Origin of the sequence: Pseudomonas sp. Irchel s3a12, assembly GCF_900187485.1 — a bacterium.
Lineage (GTDB): Bacteria > Pseudomonadota > Gammaproteobacteria > Pseudomonadales > Pseudomonadaceae > Aquipseudomonas > Aquipseudomonas neuropathica.
In genome coordinates, this window is sequence record NZ_FYDN01000004.1 from 21,426 (window position 1) to 35,415 (window position 13,990).

Annotated in this window: 14 protein-coding genes; 7 read left to right on the forward strand and 7 right to left on the reverse strand. The window is 60.9% G+C overall.

Features of this window, described 5'->3' with window-relative positions; all coding sequences use genetic code 11:
• Positions 1-11: 11 nt before the first annotated feature.
• Genes CKW14_RS08180 through CKW14_RS08195 form a run of 4 tightly spaced genes read left to right on the forward strand, consistent with a single transcriptional unit; the run spans position 12 to position 3,603 of the window.
• The gene (locus CKW14_RS08180) at positions 12-941 is read left to right on the forward strand and encodes a metal ABC transporter substrate-binding protein (protein ID WP_093435032.1); all 930 of its coding nucleotides are present in this window, start codon (positions 12-14) and stop codon (positions 939-941) included.
• Positions 938-1,798, forward strand: coding sequence for a metal ABC transporter ATP-binding protein (locus tag CKW14_RS08185; protein ID WP_095048412.1), 861 nt, complete (start codon positions 938-940; stop codon positions 1,796-1,798). The genes CKW14_RS08180 and CKW14_RS08185 overlap by 4 nt, the downstream gene beginning before the upstream one ends.
• Positions 1,798-2,697 (forward strand): metal ABC transporter permease, encoded by a 900-nt coding sequence (locus tag CKW14_RS08190; RefSeq protein WP_007917717.1) that lies wholly within the window; start codon positions 1,798-1,800, stop codon positions 2,695-2,697. Before CKW14_RS08185 ends, CKW14_RS08190 begins: the two co-directional genes overlap by 1 nt.
• Positions 2,698-3,603, forward strand: a complete 906-nt coding sequence (locus CKW14_RS08195; protein ID WP_095125123.1) for a metal ABC transporter solute-binding protein, Zn/Mn family — start codon at positions 2,698-2,700, stop codon at positions 3,601-3,603.
• 178 nt (positions 3,604-3,781) lie between these two features.
• On the opposite strand, the gene CKW14_RS08200 is transcribed toward CKW14_RS08195, so the two are convergent.
• From CKW14_RS08200 to CKW14_RS08220, 5 genes are all read right to left on the reverse strand, one after another.
• Positions 3,782-4,006 carry an MbtH family protein gene (locus CKW14_RS08200; protein ID WP_038364139.1) on the reverse strand — a complete coding sequence of 75 codons (225 nt, stop codon included), beginning with the start codon at positions 4,004-4,006 and terminating at the stop codon, positions 3,782-3,784.
• Between the two features lie 83 nt (positions 4,007-4,089).
• Positions 4,090-5,502, reverse strand: coding sequence for an aspartate aminotransferase family protein (locus CKW14_RS08205; RefSeq protein ID WP_095048414.1), 1,413 nt, complete (start codon positions 5,500-5,502; stop codon positions 4,090-4,092).
• A gap of 142 nt (positions 5,503-5,644) precedes the next feature.
• Complete coding sequence (locus tag CKW14_RS08210) at positions 5,645-6,130, reverse strand: GNAT family N-acetyltransferase (RefSeq protein ID WP_095048415.1); 486 nt, start codon at positions 6,128-6,130, stop codon at positions 5,645-5,647.
• A 208-nt stretch (positions 6,131-6,338) separates the two neighbouring features.
• Entirely contained in the window at positions 6,339-7,661 is a 1,323-nt protein-coding gene (locus CKW14_RS08215; protein ID WP_095048416.1) for an ATP-binding protein, read from the reverse strand.
• Entirely contained in the window at positions 7,661-8,341 is a 681-nt protein-coding gene (locus tag CKW14_RS08220) for a response regulator (protein ID WP_095125124.1), read from the reverse strand. Before CKW14_RS08220 ends, CKW14_RS08215 begins: the two co-directional genes overlap by 1 nt.
• A gap of 153 nt (positions 8,342-8,494) precedes the next feature.
• Here CKW14_RS08220 and dsbD point away from each other — a divergent pair, with 153 nt between their 5' ends.
• From dsbD to dsbG, 3 genes are read left to right on the forward strand one after another with little or no spacing between them, the layout of a single operon-like run.
• On the forward strand, positions 8,495-10,252 hold the full coding sequence (dsbD, locus tag CKW14_RS08225; protein ID WP_095125125.1) for a protein-disulfide reductase DsbD: 1,758 nt from the start codon (positions 8,495-8,497) through the stop codon (positions 10,250-10,252).
• Positions 10,252-11,133, forward strand: coding sequence for a TlpA disulfide reductase family protein (locus tag CKW14_RS08230; RefSeq protein ID WP_095048418.1), 882 nt, complete (start codon positions 10,252-10,254; stop codon positions 11,131-11,133). The genes dsbD and CKW14_RS08230 overlap by 1 nt, the downstream gene beginning before the upstream one ends.
• Entirely contained in the window at positions 11,109-11,879 is a 771-nt protein-coding gene (dsbG, locus tag CKW14_RS08235) for a thiol:disulfide interchange protein DsbG (protein ID WP_095048419.1), read from the forward strand. Before CKW14_RS08230 ends, dsbG begins: the two co-directional genes overlap by 25 nt.
• A gap of 33 nt (positions 11,880-11,912) precedes the next feature.
• Here dsbG and CKW14_RS08240 read toward each other — a convergent pair whose 3' ends face one another.
• Both CKW14_RS08240 and CKW14_RS08245 read right to left on the reverse strand, forming a co-directional pair.
• Entirely contained in the window at positions 11,913-12,941 is a 1,029-nt protein-coding gene (locus CKW14_RS08240) for a ParB/Srx family N-terminal domain-containing protein (RefSeq protein ID WP_095125126.1), read from the reverse strand.
• 177 nt (positions 12,942-13,118) lie between these two features.
• A complete protein-coding gene (locus CKW14_RS08245; RefSeq protein WP_095048421.1) occupies positions 13,119-13,943 on the reverse strand; it encodes an alpha/beta fold hydrolase in 825 nt (274 codons plus the stop codon).
• Between the last annotated feature and the right edge of the window lie 47 nt (positions 13,944-13,990).

Consider the following 13,990-nt stretch of genomic DNA (forward strand, 5'->3'; position numbering starts at 1 on the left):
ACCGCTTGCCCATGTCTATTTCATCGCCACGCCGTCCATTGTTACGCCTCTTTTTATTGGGCCTGTGTGCCTGTCTGCTGAGCCCTTTGGCCAGCGCCGATCAGGCCAAACGCCTGCGCATTGGCATCACCCTGCACCCTTACTACAGCTATGTGGCCAACATCGTCGGCGACAAGGCCGAGGTGGTGCCGCTGATCCCGGCCGGTTTCAACCCGCATGCCTACGAGCCACGGGCCGAAGACATCAAACGCATCAGCGGGCTGGATGTGATCGTGCTCAACGGCGTTGGCCATGACGACTTCGCCGACCGCATGATCGCCGCCAGCGAAACGCCAAACATCAAAACCATCGAAGCCAACGAAAACGTGCCGTTGCTGGCGGCCACCGGGGTCGCCGCACGCGGGGCCGGCAAAGTGGTGAACCCGCACACGTTCCTGTCGATCAGCGCTTCTATTGCCCAGGTCAACAACATTGCTCGCGAACTGGGCAAACTAGATCCGGACAACGCCAAGACCTACACCCAGAACGCCCGCGCCTACGGCAAACGCCTGCGGCAGATGCGCGCCGACGCGCTGGCAAAACTGACGCAAGCGCCGAACGCGGAACTGCGCGTGGCCACGGTGCACGCGGCTTACGACTATCTGCTGCGTGAGTTCGGCCTGGAAGTGACCGCCGTGGTCGAGCCGGCCCACGGTATCGAGCCGAGCCCAAGCCAGTTGAAGAAGACCATCGACCAGTTGCGTGAACTGGACGTGAAAGTGATCTTCTCGGAGATGGATTTCCCGTCCACTTACGTCGACACCATTCAGCGTGAGTCTGGCGTCAAGCTGTATCCGCTGTCGCACATTTCCTACGGCGAATACACCGCCGACAAGTACGAAAAGGAAATGACCGGCAACCTCAACACCGTGGTGCGGGCGATTCAGGAGTCTGGCGCATGACTTCCAGAGAAACGATCTCGACCGAACTCCAGTCCCCTGGGGGAGCGAGCCTGCTCGCGAAGGCGCCGGATCAGCCAACATCTGTATTGAATGACACGCCGCATTCGCGAGCAGGTCGAATCGTCGCACCGTCGCTCCCACAGACCTGCGGGCCGACGCTGGATTTTGCGGAGGTTTGTCTGACGCTGGGGCGCACGACGATTTTGGATAACGTCACCTTCCAGGTGCAGCCCGGCAGCGTACATGCCCTGGTCGGCCCAAACGGTGGCGGCAAGAGTTCGCTGATCAAGACCCTGCTCGGGCAAATGCCCCATCAGGGCCAGCTCAGCCTGCAATGGCCCGGCGAACCCGGCACCATCGGTTATGTACCGCAGGCGCTGGAATTCGATCGCGGTCTGCCGATGACCGTCGACGATTTCATGGCTGCCATGTGCCAGCGACGTCCGGCGTTTCTCGGTTTGAGCAAGCGTTACGCCGGCGCCATTGGTGAAGCGCTGGAACGCGTCGGCATGCAGGACAAACGCAAGCGCCGCATGGGCGCGCTGTCTGGCGGTGAGCGGCAGCGGGTGCTGCTCGCCCAAGGTTTGATTCCGGCGCCGCAATTGCTGGTGCTGGATGAACCGATGTCGGCCCTTGATGAAGCAGGGATTCAAGTGTTCGAACGTCTGCTCGGCGATTGGCGTGCAGCGGGCATCACCGTGCTGTGGATCGAGCACGATCTGGAAGCGGTTGGGCGTCTGGCCAGCCGTGTCACTGGTCTAAACCGCCGCGTGCTGTTCGATGCCTCACCGCAAGAGGCGCTGACCCCGGAACGTCTGCTGACCTTGTTCTCGACCCATCCACGGAGCGCTGCCTGATGAGTTACGAAGCCTTTCGTTTGATGGTGCAAGGCTGGGCCTCGTCCGGTTATCTGCCGGAAGCGCTGGCCTACGGTTTTGTGGTCAATGCGTTGCTTGCCGGCCTGTTGATCGGCCCGGTACTCGGCGGCCTTGGCACTCTGGTAGTGGTCAAGCGCTTCGCGTTTTTTTCCGAAGCGGTGGGCCATGCGGCGCTCACCGGTGTAGCCATCGGCATTCTGCTCGGCGAGCCTTACACCGGGCCCTACGGCAGCCTGTTCGGCTACTGCCTGCTGTTCGGCATCCTGCTCAATTACCTGCGCAACCGTACCGGTCTGGCACCGGACACTTTGATCGGCGTATTCCTCTCGGTGTCACTGGCACTGGGCGCAAGCCTGCTGCTGATTCTGGCGGGCAAGATCAATGTGCACATTCTCGAGAACGTACTGTTCGGTTCGGTACTGACGGTCAACGGCAACGATCTGGCGGTATTGGCCATCGTCGGTTCGCTGGTCATGGCGTTGGCCCTGCCGCTGTACAACCGCATCATGCTTGCCAGTTTCAACCCACAACTGGCGGCGGTGCGCGGGGTGGCGGTGAAGACCCTGGATTATCTGTTCGTGATTCTGGTGACGCTGATCACCGTCGCAGCGGTGAAAGTCATCGGCGCGATTCTGGTCGGCGCGCTGCTGGTGATTCCAGCGGCGGCGGCACGTTTGCTCAGCCAGTCGCTCAAGGGCTTCTTCTGGTGCTCGGTGTTGATCGCCACGGTCAGCACACTGTGCGGGATCCTCGCGCCGATCGTGTTTGATCTGCCGATTCCGTCCGGCGCCGCGATCATTCTGGTCGCCGGCATTGCCTTCGCCCTCGCCGCCATTGCGCGTGGGGTTGTCCCGAGTCTGAAAGGGAATCTTGGATAAATGAGTTTTTCACTGCGCAAACTGACCCTGGCCATGACCCTGTGCGGTGTGATCTGCACGCCGTTGATGGCCGCCGAAAACACTAAACCGCTGCGAGTGCTGGCCTCGTTGCCGATCACCTATGGCTTGGGCGAAGTGCTGCTAAAAGGCACTGACGTCAGTCTGGAACGTGCAGCCCCCGCCAATTTGCCGGGCAGTCGCCAGACCGCGTATTTCACCGGTCGCGGTGCGCCGGCGCTGAGCAAACTGGCAACCGGCGCGGACGCGGTCATTGGCGTGCGTTCACTGTGGGCCGATGATCCGCTGTACCCGATCGCCCGTCGCAGCAATATTCGCATCGTTGAAGTTGATGCGGCGCGCCCGGTCGACGGCGCCCTCCCGGGCATTGCCGTGCAACCGGATCTGAAGGTTGATGGTTTGAACAGTCAACCGTGGCTGGCGAGCAACAACATGGGGCGCATGGCGGACGTGATGGCGGCGGATCTGGTGCGCCTGGCACCTAGCGCCAAGCCTGCGATCGAGGCGAATCTGGCGACGTTGAAGCAGCGTTTGCTGAAGCTCAGCGCCGACAGCGAGGCGCGGTTGGCGAGTGCCGACAATCTGAGTGTGATGAGTTTGAGTGATCACTTTGGTTATCTGATCGGTAGTCTGAATCTGGAACTGATCGGCGAGGATCCACGCCCTGATGCGGAATGGACGCCGCAGGATCTGAAAAAACTGACGGCGACGCTCAAGGACAATGATGTGGCGGTGGTGGTGCATCATCGGCAGCCATCGGAGCCGGTGAAAGCGGCAATTGCTGAGTCAGGCAGTCGTTTGGTGGTGTTGAGTACCGATGCGGTAGATCCGGTGGCGGAGCTGGAAGGCAATGTGGATTTGTTGCTTAAGGGTTTGAGCGGGGCTTAGTTTCAGCCGGAACCGCGTTATCGTTCATCGCGAGCAGGATCACTCCTACAGGGCGAGCGCATTCCAAATGTAGGAGTGAGCCTGCTCGCGATGAGGCCAGCCCCGCCGACACAAATTCAAGGCAAGAAAAAACCCGCTGACTGTTTCCAGTCCAGCGGGTTTCTTTTTGCCCGGCCGCTTATTGCGCGGCGGCCTGGGCTTCCATCTTCTGACGCAGACTCAGCGGACGCATGTCGGTCCAGACTTCTTCGATATAGGCCAGGCATTCCTTTTTCAGGCCGCTCTTGCCCACGGTGCGCCAGCCTTGCGGCACGGCTTTGTAGTCCGGCCAGATCGAGTATTGCTCTTCGTGGTTGACCACGACCTGAAAGAGGATGTCCTCGCGGTCGAATACTGACGTCATGCTGGTTCTCCATCGTTATAAGGGTGGGCTGCACGCTGAGTGCAGCCGGGTATGTAGAAAGAACGTTCGGCGCGGCGAAAAATTTACAGCGCAGCGGTGGCAGCGGCCAAAGCACGGCCAAAGATTTCTGCGACACGGTCGATTTCGGCGGCAGTGATCACCAGCGGCGGCAGGAAACGTACTACTGCGCCATGCCGACCGCCCAGCTCCAGAATCAGCCCACGCTTGAGGCATTCGCGCTGGACCAGCGGCGCCAGTCGTGCGAACGCCGGCGGATGACCGAGCGCATCCGGTGTGCCGTTCGGCTCGACCAGCTCGACGCCGAGCATCAGGCCGCGACCACGAATGTCGCCCAATTGCGGGAAGTCCCGTTGCAGGATGCGCAGGTGCTCGCTGAGGCGCTCGCCCATGGCAGCAGCGTGTTCGCAGACCTTGTGCTCAACCAGATAACGCATCACCGCAGAACCTGCCGCCATGGCCATTTGATTGCCACGGAACGTGCCGGCGTGCGCGCCCGGCTGCCAGGTGTCGAGCCAGTCGCGATAGACCACCACGGCCAACGGCAGGCTGCCGCCGATGGCTTTGGACAACACCACCACATCCGGGGTGATACCGGCGTGTTCGAAGGCAAACATCTTGCCGGTGCGGGCGAAACCGCTCTGGATCTCGTCGACGATCAACGCCACGCCGGCCTTTTCGGTGATCCGGCGCAAGCCGCGCAGCCACTCGATATCCGCCGGAATCACACCGCCCTCGCCCTGCACCGCTTCGACGATCACCGCTGCGGGCAGTTGCACGCCGGCTTCCGGGTCGTTGAGCAAGTTTTCCAGATAGCTCAGGTTAGCCTTCACGCCCGCCGCGCCACCAAGGCCGAACGGGCAACGGTAGTCATACGGGAACGGCATGAACTGCACGCCATTGCTGAGCAACGCACCTAGCGGTTTTTTCGGCCCCAGGCTGCCCATCAGGCTCAGCGCGCCCTGGCTCATACCGTGATAACCACCGGAGAACGACAGCACGGTGCTGCGCCCGGTCGCCGTGCGTACCAGCTTCAATGCCGCTTCCACGGCATCGGTACCGGTCGGGCCGCAGAACTGGATTTTCGCTTCAGCCGCGAGGGCAGATGGCAGCAGGCCGAACAGGTCCTGGACGAACTGATCCTTGACCGGCGTGGTCAGGTCGAGGGTATGCAATGGCAATTCATCGGCCAGTACCTGCTGGATCGCTTCGATCACCACCGGGTGGTTATGCCCCAGCGCCAGCGTGCCGGCCCCGGCGAGGCAGTCGATGAACGTGCGCCCTTCAACGTCTTCGACATACAGGCCTTTGGCGCGCTTCAGTGCCAATGGAATGCGTCGTGGATAGCTGCGCGCGTTGGACTCCTGCCGGGCCTGACGAGCCAGCAATGGCGATTCATTGAACTGGTACAGCGTTTCGGCCGGCGCCGAGGTAACCCGGGCCGACGACTCTTCGATAAGGCTGGTGGCGACTGACATCTCTCGACCCCTCAATTGGCTATGGATAGTGACCAAAACAGCACACCGGACAGGTGCGCATTCCGATCGCGGGGCGCACTTGCAGGTTTTCCTGTTCTGGAAACGCTTAAGGGGCCTGAGGATTTAGCCCGTGATCGTGTTGTCAGGCCGGCGCTGCCAACGACTTGTGCATGGGCAGGGTCTGCACGCCTTGATATTCGACGGGCGGCGCTGACTCGCGATAGCCCAGACGGCGATAAAAAGCACGGCCGGTGCGCGTGCTGTTGAGATTCGCTTGAGCAACGTCGCGAACCCGCAACCAGCCTTCCAGATCGTGCATCAACGCGCGCCCGACGCCCCGGCGAAAGGATTCCGGCTGCACGTAACACAGGGAAATGTCACCACTGGCCTGTGCCATGCCGACACCGACCGGTTTGTCCGCCAGTAAAGCCATGCATAAATAGAAGTGCGGGTCGGCGAGGCGGGCGCTGATGAAGTCGGCGGATTGCTGAGTGATCCAGGTGCTGACCCGTGTCGGATCGTTACGGTGGTCGAGCGCACAACCGATACGGATCGAACGTTCGATGATGCGGCTGATGATGCCGGCGTCGGCCAGTGTGGCGGGACGAATGCAGATGGGTGCTTCCATGGCGCAATTCCCTCAATCCATTGAGTCAAAGCTGCGTTGACCTTACCCCCACCTCTGCCGGATAGCGAATGTCGAAAAGTTACATTTGATGTGTCTGGCGCGATTTCCTGTAGGAGCTGCCGAAGGCTGCGATCTTTTGATCTTGATCTTGAAAAACAAAATCAAAAGATCGCAGCCTTCGGCAGCTCCTACACAAGCTCTACTGGAATCAGACAGGTTGCAATGGCATGGTCAGCTCGACACTCAGGCCATCCGGGCGGCTGTCGAAATGCAGGGCGCAGTCGCAGCGCTGGACGATCGCCTGAACAATCGCCAGGCCAAGGCCGCAACCGGTGCTCTGGCCGTTGCGCCAGAAGCGTTGGGTCAGGTGTTGCAGATCATCCGCCGCAATCCCCGGGCCATGGTCGCGCACGACAAACCGCACACGGTTGCCAATGGTTTCCAGGCTCAGCTCAACCGCGCAGTCTTCTGGCGTATGGCGCAGGGCGTTGTCGAGCAGATTGCGCAGCGCCGCAATCGACAGCACCGCCGGCATTTGCAGCGGTGCAACGGAAAGTCCGGTCGGCAGTTGCAGTTTGATGCGCTGGTGCTCGCCACCGGTGGCGTCCTGAATGGCCAGGCGTGCCACTTGCTCGGCGCTGCACTGCGAACCGTCATCGAACGACAGACTACCCTCGACCCGCGCCAGCAACAGCAACTGTTCGAGGGTGCGATGCAAGCGATCGGCGCCCTCCTCGGCCCGCGCCAGCGACTGATCGCGGGCGCTGCCATCGGTCATGCGCGCAACTTGCAGGTGGGTCTTGATCGCCGTCAGCGGGCTGCGCAGTTCATGCGCCGCGTCACCGGTCAGGCGCCGCTCGCGCTCGATGGTTTTGCCGATGCGTTGAAACAACTGATTTTGCGTTTCCAGCAGCGGCTTCAATTCGCTGGGGAAGGTCTGGATCTGCAACGGCTCAAGCGAGTCGGCATTGCGCCGCATCAACGCTTCACGTAGACGGTTGAGCGGCGCCAGCCCTTGGCCGATACCCAGCCACAACAGGCACAGACAACCGAGCAGCGCCACGCCCACCGGCACCGACGCTGCCAGCAGGATCGACATGTTCAGCGCCTCGCGCTCGATCTGCCGGTCGGCTGTGGTAATGCGCACATCGCCCCGGGCGAGGGTGAAGCTGCGCCACGGTGCACCGTCGATCATCTGGTCATGGAAGCCCATTTTCTCGGCTTCCAGCGCTTGTTCGGGATTGTTGTGGCTGCGCGCAAGAATTTCCCCACGCAAGGAGCTGACCTGACAGGCCATGCCACCGGGGATATTCAGTTGTTCGGCACTGAAATGCGTGCCCTCGCCTTTGCTCGGCAGCGTCGGCAACTGTTCCAGCAGCCCGGCGACCATGCGCGCCGAGGCCACCAGACGCTGGTCGAGAGAGAACATCATCTGATTGCGCAGGTCACTGAGCATCCAGGCCGCCGCCAGCGCCCAGATCAGCGCAAACGCAGCACCGAGGGTCAGGCTCAGGCGCAGTCGCAGGCTCATCACTTGTCTTGATCTCCACCGTCGGCCGGGCCGAGGCGATAGCCCAGACCGCGCACGGTTTCGACGATGCCTTTGCCCAGCTTGCTGCGCAGGTGATGGATGTGCACGTTCAGCGCGTTGCTTTCCAGTTCATCGTTGAAGCCGTAGACACTGTCCTTCAATTGCTCGGTGGACAGCACCCGGCCACGATTGTGCAGCAGCGCCTGCAACAGCGACTGCTCGCGACGCGACAGGTCCACCGGTTGCCCGGCCAGCGTGGTTTCGCGGCTGCTCGGGTCGTACGTCAGTGCGCCATGCTCGATCAGGTTGACGCTGCGCCCGGCGACCCGGCGCAACAGGGTTTGCAGGCGGGCGAACAGTTCACGCAGATCAAACGGTTTGAGCAGGTAATCGTCAGCCCCGGCCTGCAAGCCGTCAACGCGGTCGGTGACCGAGTCGCGCGCGGTCAGAATCAGCACTGGAATCTCCAGACCACTCTGACGCAGTTGTTGCAGCAACTTGAGGCCATCTTCGTCGGGCAGGCCGAGATCGAGCACCATCACGTCAAATTCGGCAACCTTGAGCATCGCCCGCGCTTTCGATGCGGTGTTGACGTGCTCAACGGTCAAACCCTGAGCCGTGAGACCGGCAACGATGCCGCTGGCAATCAGCTCATCGTCTTCGCAAACCAGTACGTGCATGGTGAGTCCCGTAGAAAAAAGCCGATTAGGCAGTTGGCCGATTAAGCTGACATTATGCCCCGAACGTCACAGCGACAAGGGCGTGGCGGTTAATCATCGGTTAATCGCCGCCGCCCATTGTGCACCTCACTTGCACAGGGACAAGGCTCCTCCATGCGTCATTTTTTTCTTTTGTTTGCTCTGCTGATCTCCAGCCTGGCCCAGGCCGGGAACAATCCATTTGAGACAAAACCGGAGTTTCTCCTGGTCGACCAGGCATTCGTGCTGACATCCGAGCGCCTGGAATCCGGTGAGACCCAGTTGTTCTGGCAAATCGCCGACGGTTATTACCTGTATCAGAAACGCCTGAAATTCGAAGGGCTGAGCGCAGAGCAACAGCCCGCGCTGCCTGAAGGCGAATCCCACAGCGACGAGTTTTTCGGTGAGCAACCGGTCTATCGCCAAGGGCTGGAAATTAAAATTCCAGCCTCGGCCACGGGGCAGATCAAGGTCGGCTATCAGGGCTGTGCCGATGCCGGCCTGTGCTATCCACCGCAAACCCGGGTCATCGACCTGGGCGGTAAAGCGCCAGCCACGACAACACCGGCGACAACAGCGACAACGAACGACCAGGCACCGGATCAAGCCCTGGCCAGCAGCCTGCAAGAACACGCGTTGGGCTGGAGCTTGCTGGCGTTTTTCGGTTTCGGCTTGCTGCTGGCATTTGCGCCGTGCTCATTGCCGATGCTGCCGATTCTGGCCGGAATGGTCGTCGGCAGTGGTGCCACCCCGCGTCGCGGATTTGTACTGGCCGGCAGTTATGTGATTTGCATGGCGCTGGTGTATGCAGCGATGGGCGTGATTGCCGCGCTGCTCGGCGCGAACCTGCAGGCATGGTTGCAAAATCCATGGCTGCTGGGGACCTTTGCCGCGATCTTCGTGGTGTTGGCGTTGCCGATGTTTGGCTTCTTTGAACTGCAATTGCCGGTGGCCCTGCGCGATCGCCTGGAACACGCCTCGCGCAGTCGCAGCGGTGGCAGCGTGATCGGTGCCGGAGCGCTCGGTGCATTGTCCGGTCTGCTGGTCGGCCCGTGCATGACCGCGCCACTGGCGGGTGTCTTACTGTATATCGCGCAGACCGGCAACGCGCTGCACGGTGGTTTGATTCTGTTTTCGCTGGGCATCGGCATCGGTGTGCCGCTGCTGTTGCTGGTGACCGTTGGCAATGGCTTCCTGCCCAAACCCGGTGCGTGGATGAACCTGCTCAAAGGCGTGTTCGGATTCTTCTTCCTCGCCACTGCGCTGGTGATGTTGCGCCCGGTGCTGGATGCGTCGTTATGGCTGGGCCTGTGCGGCGCGCTGCTGTTGATCGCCGCGTTCTGCGCCTGGAAACAGTCCGAAGGTTTTGGCCGCGTTGCGCAGTTGTTCGGCGCCAGTTCGCTGCTGCTCGGGCTGTGGGGCAGTTTGCTGGTGATTGGTGCGGCGGGCGGCAGCGATGATCCGTATCAACCGTTGCAGGTCTACAGTGCCGGCCGCGCTGGCGCCGCCGCGCCTTCGGGTCATGAAGCGTTCACCACGATCAAGGAGCCGGCGGCGCTGCAACGCGAACTCGATGCCGCCAAGGCTCAGGGTCAGTGGGTGCTGCTCGATTACTACGCCGACTGGTGCAAGTCTTGCCTGATCATGGAGAAGCAGGTGTTCGGTAAGGACAACGTGATGCAGGCGTTGAGCAACGTGCGCCTGCTCAGGCTTGATGTCACCGACGACAATGCCGCCAGCGCTGAACTGCTCAGCCGCTACAAAGTGCCGGGACCGCCGACGTTCATCTGGATCGGTGCTGATGGTCTGGAGCGCCGCAGCCAGCGCATCACCGGCGAAGTCGACGCCGAGACGTTCCTGCAACACTGGACTGCCACCCGAGATGCCCATTAATGCTGACTTTCACCCTCGGCACCTTTGCCATCGCGCTTAACCACCTGCTGCTGATCAGTGCCCTGGCGCTGGCGACCTTTGTCGGCTGGCGGGTGGCCAAGCGTGGCGGTGATAACCCCGAGTCAGCATTGTTCAGCCTGTTTCTGCTGGGCATGCTCGCGGCGCGAATTGCCTTTGTGCTGCTGTACTGGTCGCACTATCGCAATGACCCGTGGCAGATCATCGATTTGCGCGACGGTGGTTTCCTCGCCTGGCCGGGGGTGATCGTGCTGTTGCTGGTCGCCCTGTATCGCGGCTGGCGGCGTCCAGGGCTGCGTCGCCCGTTGGGTTTTGGCGTGGCCAGCGGCGTGGCGTTCTGGCTGTTGGCGACGTTGTCGTTAAACCTCTACGAACAAGGCACCCGACTGCCGGACATCTCTCTGCGCAACGCGGCCGGGGAAACCATCCAGCTCAGCGATTATCAGGGCGGCCCGCTGGTAATCAACCTGTGGGCGACCTGGTGCCCGCCGTGCCGGCGCGAGATGCCGGTGCTGGAAAGCGCTCAGCAACAACGCCCGGATCTGACCTTCCTGTTCGTCAATCAGGCCGAAAGCATGCAGAGCGTGGCGACGTTTCTCGAAACCCAGGGCCTGAGCCTCAATAACGTGCTGTTCGACCGCAGTGGTCGGCTGGGTCAGGCCGTCGGTTCCATGGCATTGCCGACTACGCTGTTCTATAGCCCTGACGGTCGGCTGCTGACCAGCCACCTGGGTGAGCTGTCCAACGCCAGCCTGGCGCGCGCGCTGGAAAACTTCGCCACCCCAACCCCGAATTCGAACCCGGCCACTGCACCGGCCACCTCTGCAAGGAAACTGCCATGCCCCGCCTCCGCCACCTGCTGACGCTGACTCTGGGCACCGCCCTGCTGCACTTGCCGTCGGTGCAGGCTGCTGAAGAACTGCCCGCGGCGATCAAGCAGATCGAAGCCAAAGGCGCGAAAATCGTCGGCCAGTTCGACGCCCCCGATGGCCTGCGCGGGTATGCGGCGCAGTATCAGAATCGCGGCATGGCGCTGTACCTGACCCCGGATGGCAAACACGTGTTGCTGGGCAATCTGTACGACGCCGACGGTAAAGACCTGAGCAGCGAGCCACTGCAAAAACTGGTCTATGCGCCGATGGCCAAGGAAGTCTGGGCCAAATTCGAGGCGAGCAACTGGATTCAGGACGGCAACAAGGATGCACCGCGCACGGTGTACCTGTTCAGCGATCCGAACTGCCCGTACTGCAACATGTTCTGGGAACAGGCACGGCCATGGGTCAAGGCCGGCAAGGTGCAACTGCGGCACATCATGGTTGGCATCATCCGCGAGGACAGCCCGGGCAAATCCGCCGCGTTGCTGGCCGCGAAAGATCCGGCCAAGGCCCTGGAGGATCACGAAAAAGCAGGCAAGGGCAGCTCGCTCAAAGCGCTGAAAGACATTCCGGCGGCCGTGCAGACCAAACTGGCAGCGAACATGCAGTTGATGGAAGACCTGGATTTGCAGGCGACGCCGGCGATTTTCTACATGGATGACAAGGGTGAGTTGCAACAGCAACAAGGCGCGCCTTCGCCGGACAAGTTGGTGAAGATTCTCGGCCCCAAGTAACGATTACTGGCTCCCGCCTCAGTGCGGGAGCCATCAATATTCGCTTCGGCCGATAATGTCCTCCAGATGCTCCGTTGTCCCCTGCTCTTTCAGGAACGTCGTAACCTCAGCGATCCACTGTTGATCCGACGCGATGCCCGCCCAGGCGTGCGTACCCGCCCAGTGATAGGGACGATCATCAAAGGTGCTGATCAGCGCCTGATTCAATGTTCGTACATCAAAATCCGGATTTTTTGCGCTTTGCATCATCAGTGAGCTGAACACTCGCTGTTGTGTGTCTTCGCACAATTTGACCTGCCGGGCCTCTGTGGAGCTCAAAACGATAAAGTCGGGCTTGATGCCCTCGTCGAGCGCTGCCTGCAACCGGTAGTGGCCATCGATGATCACGTACGAGCACAACGCGCCCACATACCAGAGCAAGATGGGCGGCAAGCTGCCTTCCCTGGCTTTTTTACGCCACCATTTCATCCGGCCTGCCAATGGATCCACCGTGTGCAAGCCGATCAGATGACCCAGATCCCAATCGAGCCAATGCACGGTTTGCGGCTGCACATTGTCGAGAATGCCGTCACCGCGCGCGTACCATTTCGGCAAATGGCTGGAAGCTTCTGCAGGCGTTGAGAAATACCAGCCCTTTGCGCCTTCGCCGTAGGTATAGCGGGCAGCAGCGGGCAGCAGAGGACGCGCCACCCAATGGCCGGGATAGAGAAAGTCCGCCTGATTATCCATCAACCTGTTGATGAAATAACGGCACCAGTGGCGGATGCGCTCATCAGGGGGTAAATCAAAATGTTCCTGAACGTCAGCCGCACCAATGGCAGGAACCGGTGACGAGTCCAGTTGAGTGGACTGCGGATTGCGAACCAGCCACGCACCGTAATACGAGGTGGCGATGGTGCCCCAAAACAACGGGATGTCGTTGAGCATCAGCTTCATCCGACCGTTGTTACCGCTCTGCAGATGCAGCGGAGGTTTGGCTGATTTCGCTCGTTTGACTTCAACGCTCAAGCCGGCCCACTTGTCCTCAAGATCCTTGAGATCGCGCCAGTAAAATTGCTCCACATCAGTCCCTTAATGATTGTCTTTGCGGGCGGCAGTATCTCAGATTTCAGCTTTGCGGTGCCTGGGCTGGCCCCATCGGCGGATCTGCGCGCGAAGCCGGCTCGCTCCTGCTTTTAGCCGCGCGTCCTCAGTCAGGGTGCGGTCGAGTATCGGAGCGAGCTTGCCCGCGAAGTGCAATTACCCGGTAATTCGGTTGCGCTCGCTGAGGAAGGTAAGCAACGCCTCGGTGACAAACTGCGGATTCTCCAGATTGGAGATATGCCCCGCTTCCGGCACCAACACCCACGGGCAACCGATCAACTCAGCCATTTCCTGCGCTTCCGACGGTGGTCGCGGCTTGTCCTGATCGCCGCACATGACCAGCGTGGTCGCCGCATTCAACTTGCCCAACCGTGGCAACAAGTCATCACGGCCAAAGGTGATTCGCCCCATCGGCACGATGCTTTCGCGCAGCCGATCCGAAGAGTACGCCGCCAGTTTCGCGCGGAAATCCTGATACAGCGCCGACTGCGGATCGATCCCCGGACGGAAGAAAATCGGCACAACGATATCCAGTAGTTGCTCGGAGATTTCGCCGGTTTCCTCAATTTGCTTGAACAGCGAGAAGTAATACTGACGGGTGGGTTCAGGTTCGACGCCAACGTAGGTGTCCATCAATACCAGACCGTTGATCCGTTGCGGTGCCGACAACGCCAGACGCACGCCCCACATGCCGCCGACCGACAGGCCAATCAGGGTGACACGTTCGATATCCAGATGATCGAGCAGAGCCTGCGCCTGACTGGCAATGTCATCCAGTGATGTCGTGCCTTCAGGCAACCGTCCCGACTCACCGTGGCCCCACAGATCCAACGCAATCACCCGATAGTGCGGCGATAACGCGGCGATCTGCGGCGCCCACATGGCCTGATCCCACAGATAACTGCCGGCCAGCAAAACTGCCGGACCAGTGCCTTGATCAATGTAATGCAGCGCTTGTCCGTCAACCGTGAAAAAAGGCATCGACCACCCCCGCGACAAAAAAGAGAACCGGCAGACTGAGCTGCCGG

What these genes read in the sequence shown, in the direction of transcription:
- CKW14_RS08180 (WP_093435032.1), top strand. Translation starts at nt 12, where the DNA reads ATGTCTATTTCATCGCCACGCCGTCCATTGTTACGCCTCTTTTTATTG.
- CKW14_RS08185 (WP_095048412.1), top strand. Translation starts at nt 938, where the DNA reads ATGACTTCCAGAGAAACGATCTCGACCGAACTCCAGTCCCCTGGGGGA.
- CKW14_RS08190 (WP_007917717.1), top strand. Translation starts at nt 1,798, where the DNA reads ATGAGTTACGAAGCCTTTCGTTTGATGGTGCAAGGCTGGGCCTCGTCC.
- CKW14_RS08195 (WP_095125123.1), top strand. Translation starts at nt 2,698, where the DNA reads ATGAGTTTTTCACTGCGCAAACTGACCCTGGCCATGACCCTGTGCGGT.
- CKW14_RS08200 (WP_038364139.1), bottom strand. Translation starts at nt 4,006, where the DNA reads ATGACGTCAGTATTCGACCGCGAGGACATCCTCTTTCAGGTCGTGGTC.
- CKW14_RS08205 (WP_095048414.1), bottom strand. Translation starts at nt 5,502, where the DNA reads ATGTCAGTCGCCACCAGCCTTATCGAAGAGTCGTCGGCCCGGGTTACC.
- CKW14_RS08210 (WP_095048415.1), bottom strand. Translation starts at nt 6,130, where the DNA reads ATGGAAGCACCCATCTGCATTCGTCCCGCCACACTGGCCGACGCCGGC.
- CKW14_RS08215 (WP_095048416.1), bottom strand. Translation starts at nt 7,661, where the DNA reads ATGAGCCTGCGACTGCGCCTGAGCCTGACCCTCGGTGCTGCGTTTGCG.
- CKW14_RS08220 (WP_095125124.1), bottom strand. Translation starts at nt 8,341, where the DNA reads ATGCACGTACTGGTTTGCGAAGACGATGAGCTGATTGCCAGCGGCATC.
- dsbD (WP_095125125.1), top strand. Translation starts at nt 8,495, where the DNA reads ATGCGTCATTTTTTTCTTTTGTTTGCTCTGCTGATCTCCAGCCTGGCC.
- CKW14_RS08230 (WP_095048418.1), top strand. Translation starts at nt 10,252, where the DNA reads ATGCTGACTTTCACCCTCGGCACCTTTGCCATCGCGCTTAACCACCTG.
- dsbG (WP_095048419.1), top strand. Translation starts at nt 11,109, where the DNA reads ATGCCCCGCCTCCGCCACCTGCTGACGCTGACTCTGGGCACCGCCCTG.
- CKW14_RS08245 (WP_095048421.1), bottom strand. Translation starts at nt 13,943, where the DNA reads ATGCCTTTTTTCACGGTTGACGGACAAGCGCTGCATTACATTGATCAA.